Raw genomic sequence first — 16,745 nt, 5'->3', positions numbered from 1 at the left:
GACATTAAAAATCATCTAAAAAGTCAAGACTTCGCATGCTTCACTCAAAAAAACTTACGTGCGATGACTGAAATCCTTCAAACTCCTCTCTACGATCGTCAAACAGGGTGTATTTCTACATTGTTTACACTTGTTTTTGGTTCACAGGACGAGGTTATACGTTCGTTGAAAGTCATCAATTGTATACAGGTTATGATAGTTTTTTTTATTCAAAATAAGTGAATTTGACGTAAATATAAGTTTCAAATTTAAATGTTCTTTTGATGGACCTAAATATACAGCAGATAAAAATAAACAAATACAATCAGGTTAATTATATATATCCTGTATTTTTTATTTTCTCATTCATTGGATTTTATTTTGGAATATGGAAACTTGATACTATTGTCAAACTTTGGGCTATGATTGTTAGTTTGTATATTACCTTTAGAACAAAATTCACTCTCTTTGACAAATTTTTTTCAGGATTTATTTTATACAATATCTTATCTATTGTTATATACATTTATAATGGCTGTCCAATTATATGTTATGTGAACGATATGGTAAATTATTTGTGGGCAATGTTATTCTTTTATGTTGGCTCTAACCAGAATGAAACATCACATAAATTTTATAAGTATTTCTTATATGGAAATATTATCGTTTTTCTCATAGGCTTTTATTTATATTTTAGTGCTCCAGAATGGTATTTAGATAGATTAGTAGAGATAAAAAATAATGTATGGTTTGCGGATACAAATTATAATAAAGACAATATTCTGGCTTTTCAACGATTTTCTTCTTTTCTTCAAGATGAATATGCAATAAGCCATTTTGCGATATTTTCAATTGCAGTTGCTCTTGCGATAACATATTATAGGGGTGTAAAAGTATCAATAATGAACTACATAATGATATTTGTATGCATACTAACAGCTTTTCTTTCGCAAATGAGAATTGCTATCTTTTATTCTGTTGTTGTATTGCTGGCTTTTATAATATATGGCTTTTGTGTTAGAGGTAGAAGACAATCACTAGTTTTGCTCATTATACTTTGTTCACTGATAGCTCTAGTTTATGTTTTTGCTATGTTTCTATTTAGGGATAGACTAGATATTGTAATTGATAGCGTAATAGGTAGATTAAAACAAATGTCTTTCAATGATGCAATTAGTGAGCGTACTGATCAACATGCTTACTTAATAAGAAATTGGGATTATCATATATTTGGTCACGGAATGGGAGCCGGTGGTTCTTCTGCTGGAATGTTTGGATTGCCTCATGTAAATGATGCGAATTATTATAAATTACTTTATGAAAGTGGATTGGTTGGTTCAACATGGTTTTTTATTATAATAATTATGACTTTGATAAGAGCGTTTATTAACATCAAGTATTTAATTATAGAATTAGTGATTATTTGTTATGTTCTTTCGGCTATGGTTGGTTCTAATTCTCTTACTTTGGCATATATGTATATCTTACCTTTTTGGTTTGCCATGGGCCGCGTGTGGAATTACGAGTATTTAAAACAATTAAAAAACGAATGTGTGAAAATTTAAAAATGAATATTAACAATAAGATTAAAGTTATTGCTTTCTATTTACCGCAGTATCATCCAACGTTAGATAATAATTTATGGTGGGGAAAAGGCTTCACAGAGTGGACAAATGTTGCAAAGGCTAAACCTCTTTTTTCTGGACATTATCAGCCTCATATCCCCGCTGACCTAGGTTTCTATGATTTGCGGTTATCAGAAGTCCGTCAGGCCCAGGCAGAACTAGCGCAGGAGGCTGGAATTGAAGGATTCTGCTATTATCACTATTGGTTTGGAAATGAAAAGCAGGAGTTAGAACTGCCATTCAATGAAGTCGTAAAATTGGGAAAACCTGATTTCCCGTTTTGTTTGTGTTGGGCCAATGAGTCTTGGTACTCGAAATTTTGGAATAAAGATGCTAAGGTTAAGAGTAAGAAACTACTTGTTGAACAGACATATCCTGGTAAGGATGATAATGCTAAACATTTTTATTCGCTTTTAAGTGCATTTAGAGATTCTCGTTATCTAAAAATAGACGATAGACCTATTTTTATGATTTATAAACCTCTTGATTTTCCCAAAGTAGATTCTTTTATTCAGGAATGGAAAACTCTTGCTCTCAAAAATGGATTGAAAGGTATCTATTTCATAGGTTACACGCTTAGAATAGAGACTGAATATAAAAAAATAATAAATGCAGGATTTGATGCAGTTAATTCATGTCGGCTAGACCAAATAACGATTGACAAAAACTTTTTTTTGAATTTTATTAAAACGGCGATAAGAAAGTCTGAAAACTTGATTTTTCATAGACCGATGCGGATAAGATACGCTAAGGCAATGTTACAATTTGTAGGAAAGGAAGAAAAGATTAATAATATATTTCCAACATTAATACCTAACTGGGATCATACTCCACGAAGCGGTTATAATGGTTACTTATATACTAAATCTACCCCTGAATTATTTGAAAAGCATGCATTACAAGTGTTTAATATGATAAATTCAAAGCCGGAAGATGATAGAATTTGTTTCCTTAAGTCATGGAACGAATGGGGAGAAGGTAATTATATGGAGCCTGATCTTAAATTTGGAAAGAAATATATTTATGCATTAAGAAGTGCATTAAAAAGAGGAAGTGAGTAATAATTTCAATAATAGTGAATATGTAATTTGAATTTCAGAGATTGTAAGTATACTTTGTAATTAAAAATCGCTATTTTGTATTCTAGATATAAAAAATATAAATTTTAAACATGCAAAAGTTATTGCAGATAAATAGTGATGCCAATTCTTGTTCTACAGGACGTATCGCGGAGCAAATTGGACAATTTGCAATCAGTAATGGTTGGGAAAGTTATATCGCATACGGTAGAGATAAAAACTCGAGTAAATCTCATTTAATTAGAATTGGTAATGCTTGGGACTTGATATTTCACGGTGTTCAAACAAGATTGTTTGATCGACATGGAATTGGGTCAAAAAGAGCAACTAAAAATTTGATAAAACAAATAAAAAAGATAGAACCAACCATTATTCATTTGCACAATTTACATGGTTATTACTTGAATATTGAGATTCTTTTTAATTATTTATCTTGTGCAGGGATTCCAGTAGTGTGGACACTTCATGATTGTTGGAGTTTTACTGGACATTGTACGTATTTTGATTCTATTGCGTGCTCCAAATGGAGAACACAATGTTATAAGTGTCCGCAAATAAACGAATATCCGGCCAGTTTTTTTGTCGATCGTTCTGAGAAAAATTTCCAGCTAAAAAAAAAGCTTTTCAACTCTATCCCAACTTTGAAGTTGGTATCAGTTTCAAATTGGCTAGAACATGTCTTAAAAAAGTCATTTATGTCAGATATTCCATCAGTAATTATACATAATGGAATTGACACTTCGTTATTTAAACCCATTGAAGAAAGGACAATCAAAGATAGATATGAATTAAATAATAGTTTCATTTTATTAGGTGTTGCTAGTATATGGAGTGCAAGAAAAGGACTTAATGAGTTTATTGAGTTAAGCAAAAATGTTGATTGTAACACAAAAATTATACTTATAGGATTGAACAAAAAACAAATCAAAGCTCTTCCGACAAATATTATTGGTTTACAAAGGACAGAGAGTATTAGTGAATTAGCTGAATTTTATTCAGTAGCAGATTTAGTTTTGAATTTGTCTTCTGAAGAATCTTTTGGTTTAACTACTGTAGAAGGTTTTGCCTGTGGAACTCCCGGTATTGTATATAATTGTACTGCAAGTCCAGAGTTGATTACTCCTGAAACGGGTTTAATCGTTGAAAAAGGAAATTTAGTACAATTAGTTGCTGCTATTGAACAAATAAAAATAAAAGGAAAAGCTTTTTATTCAGAAAACTGCTTAGAACGTGCTCAGAAGTTTTATAATAACCAAAAACAGTTTAATGAATACATTTTATTATATGAAAAATTATTATGCAAACAGATATAAATTATGTCCATTTTTAAAGATAAGATTTTACTAATTACAGGAGGAACGGGTTCTTTTGGCAATGCTGTGCTTAACCGTTTTCTCGATACAGACATTAAGGAAATCCGTATTTTTTCACGCGATGAAAAGAAACAGGATGACATGCGTCACCAATATCAGAATCCTAAAATAAGATTTTACATAGGTGATGTTCGTGATAAACGCTCAGTTGATGGTGCGATGAAAGGTGTCGACTATGTTTTTGCTGCAGCAGCCCTGAAACAAGTTCCTTCCTGTGAGTTTTTCCCTATGCAGGCTGTTCGAACAAATGTAATTGGAACCGAAAATGTTCTGGATTCTGCTATTGAACACGGTGTAAAAAATGTTGTTGTTCTTTCAACAGATAAGGCTTGCTATCCGATCAATGCTATGGGTATATCTAAGGCTATGATGGAAAAAGTAGCTATTGCAAAAGCTCGTGCATTAGGGAAAGATGCTAAAACGACAATTTGTTGCACGCGATATGGTAATGTGATGGCAAGTCGTGGTTCTGTTATTCCATTATGGGTTGATCAAATGCAGGCTGGAAATGATATAACCATAACAGATCCGAATATGACTCGTTATATGATGACGTTGGATGATGCAGTCGATTTGGTCATCTATGCATTTGAGCATGGAGAGAATGGTGACTTATTTGTTCAAAAGGCTCCTGCTGCAACCTTGGATGTTTTGGCAAAGGCCTTGATAGGTTTGTATAAAACAAACACAAAAGTGAGAGTTATCGGAACTCGTCATGGCGAAAAACTATATGAAACCTTGGTTACCCGTGAAGAGATGGCAAAAAGTGAAGATATGGGTAATTATTACCGAATTCCGTGCGATGCGCGTGATTTGAATTATGATAAATATTTTGTTGAAGGTGAAGAAAAAGTTTCACAAATTGAAGATTATCATTCACATAACACAACAAGACTGGATGAGGAGGGGATGAAACAGCTTTTATTGAAGCTGGAATTTATAAGAGACGGAATCAGTAAATGAAACGAGCAATAAAACAGACTTTTAAACCAAAGACCAAAGACCATGCTCATTGCGAGTTCCATACGACAAATTACAAAAAAAATAAAAATGAACGTATGAAAATACTCATAACAGGTGCAAAAGGTTTTGTCGGTAAAAACCTGATTGTTGAATTACGAAATCAAGGATTTGAGGATTTGATGGAATTTGATGTGGATAGCGATCTAAGATTATTAGATGTATATGCGGGTCAATGTGAGTTTGTATTTCATTTAGCGGGAGTAAACCGACCTGAAAATCAAGCTGATTTCATGGCCGGTAATTTTGGTTTCACATCTCAACTATTGGATGCACTTAAAAAATACCACAGTAAAGCTCCAGTCTTAATAACATCATCTATTCAGGCAGCTCAAAATAACCCCTACGGCGAGAGCAAAAAGGCCGGAGAAGACTTGTTGTTTGATTATAGTAAAGAAACCGGTTCGAGAGTGTATGTTTATCGTTTACCTAATGTTTTTGGTAAATGGTGTAGACCTAATTACAACAGCGCGGTGGCTACCTTTTGTAATAATATTGCACATAATCTTCCGATTCAGGTGAATGATCCAAATGCGGTTTTGAACCTGGTATATGTGGATGACGTGATTAATTCGTTTATTGCTAAATTAAAAGTTGAAAGTTCTCTCGCCCCAAGTCCTCATTTTGAAGAAGTATCACCGGTTCATACAAAATCATTAGGTGAGATAGTAACGCTATTGAATAAATTTAAAGATAGTCGATCAACATTACAGCTTCCTGATATGGGTAATGCATTTGAAAAAAAGCTTTATTCTACCTACCTGAGCTACTTGCCGGAGAGTGATTTTAGTTATCCTTTGAAGATGAACGTAGACCAACGAGGTTCATTCACCGAGTTTTTAAAAACAAATGAACGAGGTCAAGTATCTGTAAATATATCCAAGCCACACATAATAAAGGGAAATCACTGGCATCATACCAAAAATGAGAAGTTTTTGGTAGTTAGTGGAAAAGGAGTTATTCGGTTTCGAAAAATTGATTCGGAGGATATCATTGAATATTTTGTTTCAGGTGAAAGGCTGGAGGTAGTTGATATTCCGGTTGGCTATACGCATAATATAGAAAATTTGGGAGAGACCGATATGGTAACAATTATGTGGGTAAATGAAGTTTTCGATAAAGAAAGACCGGACACATATTTTTTGGAAGTCACCCCTAACCTCTAAAGGGGAATAAAATATCAGTTGAAGATCATACTAATATTTAAAAGAATCATACTACTCATATAAATGAACAATATTAAGAAATTAAAAGTGCTAACAGTTGTTGGCACAAGACCTGAGATAATACGTTTATCATGTGTTTTACAAAAATTAGATGCATCGGATGCTATTGAACATATCTTGGTTCATACAGGTCAGAACTACGACTACGAATTAAACGAAGTCTTTTTTGAAGATTTAGGATTACGTACACCCGACTATTTTTTGAACGCTGCCGGTAAAAATGCTACTGAAACTGCCGGCTTAATTCTTATAAATATTGATTCTGTACTGGAGGAGGTTCAACCCGATGCATTCTTAGTATTGGGTGATACAAATTCATGCTTATGCGCAATTGCAGCTAAAAAACGACATATTCCTATTTTTCACATGGAAGCAGGCAATCGCTGTTTCGATCAACGTGTGCCGGAAGAAAGCAATCGTAAGATAGTAGATCACACCGCTGATATTAACCTGACGTATAGTGATATTGCTCGTGAATATTTGTTGGCAGAAGGCTTACGACCGGATCGGATTATCAAAACTGGAAGTCCGATGTATGAAGTATTAACTACTTATTTACCTAAGGTAAAAGCTTCGACGATCCTTGAAGACTTATCGTTAACTGCTGAAAACTATTTTGTGGTTTCAGCTCACCGTGAAGAGAATATTGCCTCTGAAAAAAACTTTTTTCATTTAGTAGAAATTTTAAATATTGTGGCTTCAACCTATAATTTACCGGTTATTGTTTCCACTCATCCCCGTACCCGAAAAATGATTGATAAACATGATCTCAAATTTCATGAGAATGTAAAGTTGATGAAACCTATGGGACTGAGTGACTACATTGCTCTACAAATGAATGCAAAAGCTGTATTGTCAGACAGTGGAACTATAAGTGAAGAATCATCTATCCTTAATTTTAGAGCGCTTAATATCAGGGAAGCGCATGAGCGCCCGGAAGCAATGGAAGAAGCTTCGGTGATGATGGTGGGACTAAATCCCGAACGTGTAATGCAAGGGCTGGTACAATTAGAAACCCAACAAAAAGGTGCTGACCGTAATTTCAGACCTGTGGCAGATTATAGTATGCCAAATGTTAGTGATAAAGTGGTTCGAATTATACTCTCTTATACTGATTATGTGAAGAGAGTAGTATGGCAAGAAGTATGAATGTTTTATTTCTGACAATTGCTCTCCCTGATTTAAACAACTCGTCCAATATGTATGGGGATTTGATTCAGGAATATATCAAACAAGGGCATAAGGTTTATACAGTTGCGCCGACAGCTAAGGAAAAGACTCATATCAGTGTAGAAAATAAAGTAGAAGTCCTACGAGTGAAAACTTTAACTTTGTTTGGAGTTGGTAATGTAAAAAAAGGTATAGCTTATCAAATGCTAATACCTCAGTATTTGTTAGCTATCAAAAAGTACTTTTCAAATATTCATGTTGATTTAATCATTTGCCATACTCCACCTTTGGAATTTGCATTAATTATGCAAGTTTTAAAGAAAAAGTTTAAATGTTCGTTCTATTTATTGTTGCGTGACTATATTTGGCAGGATGCAGTGGGACTGGGTATTATAAAGGAGAAAGGGATAATATGTAGATATTATCGCTACTTAGAAAAAAAAATGTACCAGTTGGCAGATGGTATTGGGTGTATGTCGCAAGGCAATATTGAATTTGTAAAATATTATTATCCGGATCTAAATGCTGCGAAACTCCATATTTTGGATAACTTTCAGTCTCCTCAAGTTAAAGTAGAAAAAGATGATGATTTAAGGACAAAATACGAATTGAAAGGTAAGTTTGTATCTGTATATGGTGGAAATATGGGTGTTTCCCAAAAGATGGAGAATATTTTGGCTTTGGCGCAAGCATGTATGGAGTATAATGATGTTATTTTCTTATTAATTGGCAATGGAACATCTTTCAAAAAACTTAAAATAAGAGCTCAGCAAATTCAGTTGACAAATATAAAGTTCTACGATTTTATTCCCAGAGATGAGTACCAGAAGTTGATGGCTCAATGTAACTTGGGTCTGATTAGTCTCAATGAGAACCTTAAAATTCCAAATATTCCAAGTAAAACGATATCGTATTTTAATATGTCTATTCCTATTTTAGCCTCTATAGATTACGTAACTGACTATGGTGAATTATTGGAATCTACTAATTCTGGACTTTGGTCATATGGAGGTGATTTAAAAACATTAAAAGCCAATTTTGACAAACTCTATCACTCCCAAGATCTTCGTGATGAGATGGGAGAAAATGGTTATCACTATTATTGTAAGAATATGACTGCGGAATATGCATATCACAAGATAATGGACTTTCTAAACAAATAATTATTCGAAAAGTATGTATAGATTTTTTATTAAACCCATTCTAGATTTTATTTTAGCTCTTATAGGATTAATTTTACTATCTCCTGTTTTTTTTGCTCTAGCTATTTTGATAAAGTTTGATTCTAATGGTCCAGTTTTCTTTAGACAAGAAAGGTTAGGTAAAGGGGGGCGAACTTTTCGAATATTTAAATTTCGCTCTATGGTAGATCATGCCATTGAAAAAGGTACAGGTTTAGAGACTTTTAATGGAGATCCAAGAATTACTAAAATAGGATCATTTCTTCGAAAGACAAGTTTGGACGAAATTCCTCAATTAATTAATATTTTATTAGGTGATATGAGTTTTATTGGACCTCGACCTCCTGTAATCAATTTTCCGTATAAAATTGAAGATTATAATGAATTTGATAGACGGAGATTCCTTGTTAAACCAGGTATTAGCGGATTGGCTGCAATACGGTGTAGAGAAATACATGATTGGAGCATTAATATACCTATAGATGTAGAGTATGTTAGTAAACAAAGTTTCATTTTAGATGCTAAATTGTTTATCAAATCGTTACTTGTTTTTGTTAAAACCGATAATATTTATTCAAACGATAAACCTCAACGTAAATGCTAGTATCAATTCACCAACCCGATTACCTACCTTGGTTAGGCTATTTTAATAAAATAGCATTGTCAGATGTTTTTGTTTTTCTTGATGATGCCCAATTTTCTACAGACAATATTCACAATTGGAATCGTATAAAATCACCTCAAGGAGAGTTAAAGATAAAAATTCCAGTAGAACAAAAACTAGGGTATAAAATTAATGAGGTTCGTACAAAAGATGAATTAAAATGGCGTGAAAAGCATCTAAAATCTATTAGCATGTTTTATCGGCGAGCTCCATATTACGAAGAAGTATTCCCTGACTTTGAAAATATAATTATGAAAACCTACCCTGATATTTCAAAATTGAATGAAACAATTATTCGTTATTTCTGTGATGGATTTGGAATTCAAACAAAATTTTTGTTGTCATCAGATCTTAATTTGAGTACATTTAACGAGGAGAGGGTGATTGATATTTGTAAAGCTGTTGGTGGAACAAGATATTATTCAGGTAATGGAGCGAAAGCATATCAAGTGGAAGAACATTTTACAAATAGGGGAATACAACTTGAATATACTCACTTCGAGCCTTTTGAATATCCTCAGCAATGGGGTAATTTTATTCCTTGCATGTCTGTTATTGATTATGTTATGAATTGTGGATTTAAAAAATGGTGGTAAACGAATGGAAATTGGCAGTTATATTGAATTAGATTTACGCTCTGATAAGGAATATTATGTAGGTGATAATGTCGTTCGGTTGAATTCTGCAAGATGTGGAATCTATCACTGTCTCAGAATCCTCAACTGTGATACGGTTTACTTGCCATATTATGAGTGCTTCACTGTTCGTGATTTTTTGTTAAGTAAAGACATTAAGATCAGCTATTACAAAATATCAGAAAGTTTTGAACCTCAGATAAATCATATTGAGAATAATGCTGCAATTTTAATTGTAAATTATTTTGGTGTTATGGGTAGAGAACGAATGAAATATTTAGTTTCAGCATACGAAAATGTGATAATTGATAATGCTCAGGCATTCTATTCCAGTCCTATAAATGAATGCTTAAATGTATATTCTCCTAGAAAATTTTTTGGTGTGCCTGACGGATGCTATGTTATTGGAGAAGGAGTTTCAAATTATCTGGAAGAGTATTCGTTAGACTATTCTTCTTCAACTGCTGGTTTTTTATTTGAAAGAATTGAAGTTGGTTGCAACAAGGCATATTCCTCTAGAATGAAAAATGAAGAGAGAATTGACCGATCTAATATTATGCAGATGTCCAAACTTACACATGCTTTATTGAAAAATGAACCGTATAATGAAATTAAAAGTAAGAGAATTAATAATTTTAAATATGCTCATTCACTCTATAAAGAGTTAAATATGATTGATCCAATAGTTTGTTATGATGATAGTTGCGTCCCATTAATCTATCCTTTGGTAATATATGATGATGAAATTGTTGAAAAATTGAATCAAAATCAGATATATACTGGTCGTTGGTGGAATTACCTATTAAATGAAACTGAAAAAAAATCTTTTGAAAACAAATTATCATCCTACTTGATCCCAATTCCGATTGATCAACGTTATGGTTGTACTGAGTTAGATTATGTATATTCCACAATAAAGAAAATAATGAAATGAGTAATATATTAATAATTGCGCCACATCCAGATGATGAGATATTAGGTTGTGGTGCAGTAATGAGAAAGCATGTACTAGAGGGAGACGATGTTTATGTAATAATTATGACCAACGCACATGTTGGTGATCCAGAATTATATAAAGAAGAAGTGGTTGCAAGTGTTCGCAGCGAAGCTCTAGAAGCTCATGAACTCTTAGGAGTTAAGAAAACAATATTCTTTGATTTTCCTGCTCCTGCACTCGATCAATTCCCAAAGTATAAAATGTCTGCCAAAGTATCAGCTACAATTAGCGAATATAATATTCAGACTGTATATATCCCTTGGAGAGGAGATATCCATATTGACCATAAAGTTGTATACGATATCTCTTTAGTAGCTTGTAGACCTGTAGGTGACTATTCGGTTACAAGAATCTTAGCATATGAAACATTATCAGAGACAGAATGGTGTTCTCCTTTCGGTTCAGAAGCTTTTATTCCAAATGTTTTTGTTTCAGTAACTTTTGATGAATTTACTTCAAAGATTGATGCAATGAAATGTTATAAATCCCAATTAAGAGATTTTCCTGCATCTCGTTCAATTGAGTCACTTATTTCTCTTTCTAAATTAAGAGGTTCGACAATAAATAAACAACGAGCTGAAGCTTTTATGTTAATTAGAAACATTGTTGTTTGATAACACTTTTGCTTGTAAGTAGCTGAATAATTTTGAATTTTTAAAGTGAATTTCTATGCATATAAGTTGATTAGTGTGTTAACAGTAGTCTGAATCTTATAGTTCAAGACTTTCGTTGTTCTAAATTTAGAGTCAATCACTTTTGTGATGTCAGATATAATATTACAGTTAATAATCAACTTACTTGTTTACCCGTTAAAGACCGAATTTTTGTATATAACATATTAATAAGTATTCTTTCAAGTTTGTTTAAACAAAAATAGAAGTATTTTCTAAATTGAAGATATTAAGAAGTTGATATTTGTAGATTATAATTAAATAAATAAGAAAAATAAAGATTATGAAAAAGAAAAATATATTAGTAACTGGAGCCGGCGCATTATTGGGGCAGGGTATTTTGAGACTGTTGCAAGTATCTGATTTCCCTAAAAAGATATTTACAGGAGATCCTGACCCTCGTTCAACAGGTCATTGGCTTGGAGATTATGCGATTACTATTCCAAAAGTCACAGAAGTGAATTACATTGATTTTATTAAAAATATAGTAGTAAAATACAATATTGACGCAATTTTAGTTGGAACTGATGTTGAATTACCAATATTTGCAAAGCATAACAAGGAGTTTTTAGATACTTACAATTGCAGAGTAATTGTAAGTAGTGAAGAAGTCATTAGTATCGCAAATGATAAATTCCTAACTGCATCATTTTTAGAACGCAATGATTTCCCATTTCCACTATCAGTTATGGCTAATGATATTGAGAAGTTACTTCATATTGAAAAGAAAATAGGTTTTCCATTGTTTGCAAAGCCACTTGACGGGGCACGCTCCCAAGGAGTTAAGAAAATTGAGAATCATGAAGAATTGATGGAGCTTTATCATCCAGAAAGTAATCTTGTTGTGCAGCAATTTTTATCAGACGAAGAAGGTGAATATACTTCTGGGTGTATCGTAATAAATGGGAAATGCAAAGCAATTGTAACATTGAAGCGTGATTTAAGAGATGGAAATACGTATAGAGCTTATAGGAATGACTTAACTTCAATGTATGATGAATTTATTATTAAAATAGCAGAGAAGCTAAATCCAGATGGGCCAGTAAATTTTCAATTTAGGATACTAAATGGTAAGCCCGTTATTTTTGAAATAAATGGTAGGTTTAGTGGAACAACTCCTTTGAGACACTTTTTTGGATTTAATGAAGTAAGTGAATTATTGAAGTATTATTTGTTAGGTATTGAAATTAATGAGCCTAAGCTTAAAAATGGTATTGTGTTGAGAACTTGGTCTGATCTTTTTATTGATGAACAGGAATTAAATACATTGAGCACTGAAGGAGTATTTGAAAATTTAAATCCGATATTTTATAGTTTTTGCCTTAAGAAATAAGAACATGAAATTAGCAGTTGTTGTAGGTGCAAATGGATTTTTAGGGAGTGAATTGGTTAATAAACTAATAAGCTGTGATTTTGAAGTAGTGGCCATCTACAATTCAAAGTATGATAGGATAAACAATAAGGCTAGGATTTTGACTAGTAGTGAATTGTTAGACTTGGATATTTGTCCAGATTTTGTTTTTTATTCATCCGGTAATTATACAAATTCTCATTATGAATTATTAGAGATAAACAATATCTTGTATAAATATTCAGTTAAATTTTATAGATCTAAAATGATTTATATATCTAGTACAAATGTTTATGGAAATAGTAGTGATATAATTACAGAATGTTCTCCATATTATAATCCAAGTTTGTATGCTCTGTCCAAATTGGCCGGTGAGTTCGTTGTTAGAGCAATGAAACGATTTTCCATTGTAAGGTTAACTTATATTTATGGACCTGGCATTTCTAATAATTCCTTTATTCCCCATATTATTGCTTCTGCTAAAAGTAATAATAAAATTATATTATTTGGAAAAGGTGAAAGAGAACAAGATTATATATATATAGATGATGCTGTTAATATTTGTTTGGCTAGTGCGTTAAATAACGAAAATAGAATATATTTAGGTGCTACTGGCATTTCTATCTCAAATAAAAAAGTTTCTTTTGAAATAAAAAAATGGATTGAATGTTCTATCGAGTTTGAAGGGACAGAAACAGGACAATCTTATTATTTTAATCCTCGAAATACATTTGATGAGCTTGGATGGAAGCCATTAACATCCTTTTCTGATGGAATAAAGAAAATGTTAGTATGAAAATTTTAATTTTTGGCGATGTGCATGGTAATCTTATTGCACTAGAAAGATTAGTTAAACTAGAACAATCGCAAGTTGATTTTTTTGTTTGCCATGGAGATATAGTTAATTATGGCCCATGGACGAACGAATGTGTGCGACTCTTAAATGATATTCCTAATGTATTTGTTTTAAAAGGCAATCATGAAAAATACTTTATAGATGGATTTTATGATGGAACAAATATTGTCGCAAGAGCTTCTTTTGAAAAATGCTATGCTTCTTTTGATAAGTCTTTAGTTAAAGTACTCGACCAATATGAAAATCAATTTCAAATTGATGATTTTATAATACGGCATACAATTGAAAATAGATATATATATGCGAATACCAATATTGCTGATTTAAAAATTGATTGTAATTATATTATTGGACATTCTCATCAACAATTTGAAGGTGAGTTAAATGATTACAAGCTATATAATACTGGTAGTCTAGGTCAGAATAGACAATTTATTAATAAGTCATGTTATTTGATTTTAAATACAGATACAAAAAAAGTAGAATTTAAGTCTTATATTTTCGATATTAAAAAGGTTATAAACGAAATGAAAGTTCAAAATTATCCTCAAATATGTATTGATTATTACTTATCAAAGCAACAATTGTAATCAATAAGGTATTTTCAAAAATTAAATGGAGTAACTAAACACAATATTATATGAATAAGAAAATATGGCTTTCACTCGCGCATATGGGAGGTAGAGAGCAAGAATATATTAAAGAGGCATTTGATACAAATTGGGTAGTGCCTTTAGGTCCCAATGTAAATGCATTTGAAGAATCATTAATCAACTATATAGGCGAAGATAAGAAAGTCGTGGCCTTAAGTGCGGGTACTGCTGCTATACATTTAGCATTATTGCAGCTTGGTGTTGGACTAGGTGATGAAGTAATTTGTCAATCGTTTACGTTTTCAGCTTCAGCTAATCCAATCACTTATTTAGGAGCTAAACCTGTATTTGTTGATAGCGAAGCGGATACTTGGAATATGGATCCCGTTTTCTTAGAAGAAGCCATACTTGACAGGGTTAAACAAACGGGGAACAAACCAAAAGCGATAATTCCCGTTCATTTGTATGGCATGCCTGCAAAGATGAACGAGATTATGAAAATTTCTGTTCGTTACGAAATACCGGTTTTAGAAGATGCTGCCGAAGCTCTGGGCTCAGAGTATAACGGACATAAATGTGGAACATTTGGGGAATTTGCTTGTCTTTCATTTAATGGAAATAAGATAATTACCACATCCGGTGGTGGTGCATTAGTTTGTAGCACGGAACAGGAAGCTCATAAAACAGTTTTCTATGCAACACAAGCTCGTGATAATGCACCTCATTACCAACATTCAGAAATCGGCTATAATTATCGTTTGAGTAATATTTGTGCAGGAATTGGTCGTGGGCAAATGTTGGTACTTCAGGATCACGTGGATAAGCGAAGAGAAATTAACTCCTTTTATCGGAATGAATTATCGTCTATTGACGGAATTTCCTTTCAAACTGAACCCACTGATTTATTTCACTCAAACTATTGGTTGACATCTATTCTTATTGATCCAAATAAAACCGGTGGTAAAACGGCCGATGAATTGAGACTTGCGCTCGATGCAGCCAATATTGAGTCAAGACCTCTTTGGAAGCCAATGCATCTACAACCAGTATTTGCAAATTGTCCAAGCTATGTCAATGGTACTTCAGAAAAGCTATTTAATATGGGTTTGTGTATTCCGTCAAGTTCAATTCTGTCAGAAGAAGATTTGAAAAGAGTAGTAGATGTGATTAAAAGTTTTTTCAATTAATAATGCATATCAGGATTTTAAATAGGAATCACTAATCACTCGCAATCAATATCAGACTATCAACTCAGCCCTACTTACAATTCAATAAATGAACTTTCCCAAATCACTTTTGTATATTCTCTTTGCCTTTTTTATGAGCTGCAGCGATATGGTTGAATCGCCTTATCCTTCCATATTGTTTCAGAAAACAGCTTCCCTTCCCGATATCGGTAGAGCTTCTGCAGTAGCCTTTGTAGTAAATGGTAAAGGCTATGTTACATTGGGTAGAAACAGTAATGCAAGTGATTCGTTGAAGGATTGCTGGCAATATGATCCGGTGTTGGACAATTGGACAAAGAAAGCTTCTTTCCCGGGTGTAGCTCGTGTAAAGGCCATTGCTGTTGTGGTGAACGATAAAGCCTATGTAGGACTTGGTTTTAATAGACACAAAGGAGCTTATTCAGGAGGAACCTTGCAAGATTTTTGGATGTATGACCCTGTCTTTGATCATTGGACGCGAAAAGCTGATTTCCCAAGCACAGCTACCGATGCCAGTGTCAGCTTTGTGCGGAACAACAGTATTTATGTAGGGGCAGGATTCAATGGGTCTGCTTATACCAATGAATTTTGGAAATACAATCCGGATCAGGACAGCTGGGTACGACTAAAAGATTTTCCCGCCTGGGCGAGAATGTGTGCGGTGTTATGTGCCGATGAGAATCACGTCTATTTCGGAACCGGTTACCGTTTTGAAGATTATAATGACTGGTGGGAGTATTTCCCGGCTACTGACAGTTGGGCAAGACGTAAAGATATGCCGGACAAAGGACGCGTTACATCGGTCGGATTTTCGATAGCTAATCGGTACTTTGTTGCCTCGGGCAGGCATTGGGGTGGTCCACAAACTGGCGGTAAACTACTTTCAAATATAATGGAATACGACGCCAACCGGAATACTTGGTATAAACGGGGAGATATCCCCGGTGGAGCTCGTGAAAATGCCGTATGTTTTGTAATAAACGGCAAAGCGTATATCGGACAGGGGGAAAATAATACGGATATTATCAATGATTTTTGGAGCTTTGAACCGTGAAATTAGTCGGTAGTCAGTAGTTGATAGTGTATAGTTTATAATTCATAATTCATAATTCATAATTCA

At 33.2% G+C, this 16,745-nt stretch carries 16 protein-coding genes; all 16 read left to right on the top strand.

Annotation, left to right across the window (positions count from 1 at the left end):
• The first annotated feature begins 263 nt into the window (after positions 1-263).
• Complete coding sequence (locus PALPR_RS04765; protein WP_013444481.1) at positions 264-1,544, top strand: hypothetical protein; 1,281 nt, start codon at positions 264-266, stop codon at positions 1,542-1,544.
• Between the two features lie 2 nt (positions 1,545-1,546).
• Complete coding sequence (locus PALPR_RS04760; RefSeq protein ID WP_245544427.1) at positions 1,547-2,665, top strand: glycosyltransferase WbsX family protein; 1,119 nt, start codon at positions 1,547-1,549, stop codon at positions 2,663-2,665.
• A 110-nt stretch (positions 2,666-2,775) separates the two neighbouring features.
• A complete protein-coding gene (locus PALPR_RS04755) occupies positions 2,776-3,996 on the top strand; it encodes a glycosyltransferase (RefSeq protein WP_013444479.1) in 1,221 nt (406 codons plus the stop codon).
• 3 nt (positions 3,997-3,999) lie between these two features.
• A complete protein-coding gene (locus PALPR_RS04750; RefSeq protein WP_013444478.1) occupies positions 4,000-5,019 on the top strand; it encodes a polysaccharide biosynthesis protein in 1,020 nt (339 codons plus the stop codon).
• 95 nt (positions 5,020-5,114) lie between these two features.
• Positions 5,115-6,242, top strand: coding sequence for a capsular polysaccharide biosynthesis protein CapF (locus tag PALPR_RS04745; RefSeq protein ID WP_041620691.1), 1,128 nt, complete (start codon positions 5,115-5,117; stop codon positions 6,240-6,242).
• A gap of 63 nt (positions 6,243-6,305) precedes the next feature.
• Positions 6,306-7,451: a non-hydrolyzing UDP-N-acetylglucosamine 2-epimerase gene (gene wecB, locus PALPR_RS04740; RefSeq protein WP_013444476.1), complete on the top strand. Its 1,146-nt coding sequence runs from the start codon at positions 6,306-6,308 to the stop codon at positions 7,449-7,451.
• The gene (locus PALPR_RS04735) at positions 7,436-8,635 is read left to right on the top strand and encodes a glycosyltransferase family 4 protein (protein ID WP_083807175.1); all 1,200 of its coding nucleotides are present in this window, start codon (positions 7,436-7,438) and stop codon (positions 8,633-8,635) included. The genes wecB and PALPR_RS04735 overlap by 16 nt, the downstream gene beginning before the upstream one ends.
• 13 nt (positions 8,636-8,648) lie before the next feature.
• Positions 8,649-9,257 carry a sugar transferase gene (locus PALPR_RS04730; protein ID WP_013444474.1) on the top strand — a complete coding sequence of 203 codons (609 nt, stop codon included), beginning with the start codon at positions 8,649-8,651 and terminating at the stop codon, positions 9,255-9,257.
• Positions 9,251-9,913 carry a WbqC family protein gene (locus PALPR_RS04725; RefSeq protein WP_013444473.1) on the top strand — a complete coding sequence of 221 codons (663 nt, stop codon included), beginning with the start codon at positions 9,251-9,253 and terminating at the stop codon, positions 9,911-9,913. The genes PALPR_RS04730 and PALPR_RS04725 overlap by 7 nt, the downstream gene beginning before the upstream one ends.
• Complete coding sequence (locus PALPR_RS04720) at positions 9,891-10,886, top strand: hypothetical protein (RefSeq protein ID WP_245544426.1); 996 nt, start codon at positions 9,891-9,893, stop codon at positions 10,884-10,886. The genes PALPR_RS04725 and PALPR_RS04720 overlap by 23 nt, the downstream gene beginning before the upstream one ends.
• Complete coding sequence (locus tag PALPR_RS04715; protein ID WP_013444471.1) at positions 10,883-11,563, top strand: PIG-L deacetylase family protein; 681 nt, start codon at positions 10,883-10,885, stop codon at positions 11,561-11,563. Before PALPR_RS04720 ends, PALPR_RS04715 begins: the two co-directional genes overlap by 4 nt.
• Positions 11,564-11,903: 340 nt before the next feature.
• Positions 11,904-12,953 carry an ATP-grasp domain-containing protein gene (locus tag PALPR_RS04710; protein ID WP_013444470.1) on the top strand — a complete coding sequence of 350 codons (1,050 nt, stop codon included), beginning with the start codon at positions 11,904-11,906 and terminating at the stop codon, positions 12,951-12,953.
• A gap of 4 nt (positions 12,954-12,957) precedes the next feature.
• The gene (locus PALPR_RS04705) at positions 12,958-13,767 is read left to right on the top strand and encodes an NAD-dependent epimerase/dehydratase family protein (protein ID WP_013444469.1); all 810 of its coding nucleotides are present in this window, start codon (positions 12,958-12,960) and stop codon (positions 13,765-13,767) included.
• A complete protein-coding gene (locus tag PALPR_RS04700; protein WP_013444468.1) occupies positions 13,764-14,417 on the top strand; it encodes a metallophosphoesterase family protein in 654 nt (217 codons plus the stop codon). Before PALPR_RS04705 ends, PALPR_RS04700 begins: the two co-directional genes overlap by 4 nt.
• 50 nt (positions 14,418-14,467) lie before the next feature.
• Positions 14,468-15,607 (top strand): DegT/DnrJ/EryC1/StrS family aminotransferase, encoded by a 1,140-nt coding sequence (locus PALPR_RS04695; protein WP_013444467.1) that lies wholly within the window; start codon positions 14,468-14,470, stop codon positions 15,605-15,607.
• Positions 15,608-15,740: 133 nt separating this feature from the next.
• The gene (locus PALPR_RS04690; protein WP_171805020.1) at positions 15,741-16,679 is read left to right on the top strand and encodes a Kelch repeat-containing protein; all 939 of its coding nucleotides are present in this window, start codon (positions 15,741-15,743) and stop codon (positions 16,677-16,679) included.
• The last annotated feature ends 66 nt before the right edge of the window (positions 16,680-16,745 follow it).

The organism is Paludibacter propionicigenes WB4, from assembly GCF_000183135.1.
Classification (GTDB): domain Bacteria; phylum Bacteroidota; class Bacteroidia; order Bacteroidales; family Paludibacteraceae; genus Paludibacter; species Paludibacter propionicigenes.
Note: the sequence above shows the minus strand (reverse complement) of the source record. Positions and strands in the feature narration are given on the sequence as shown.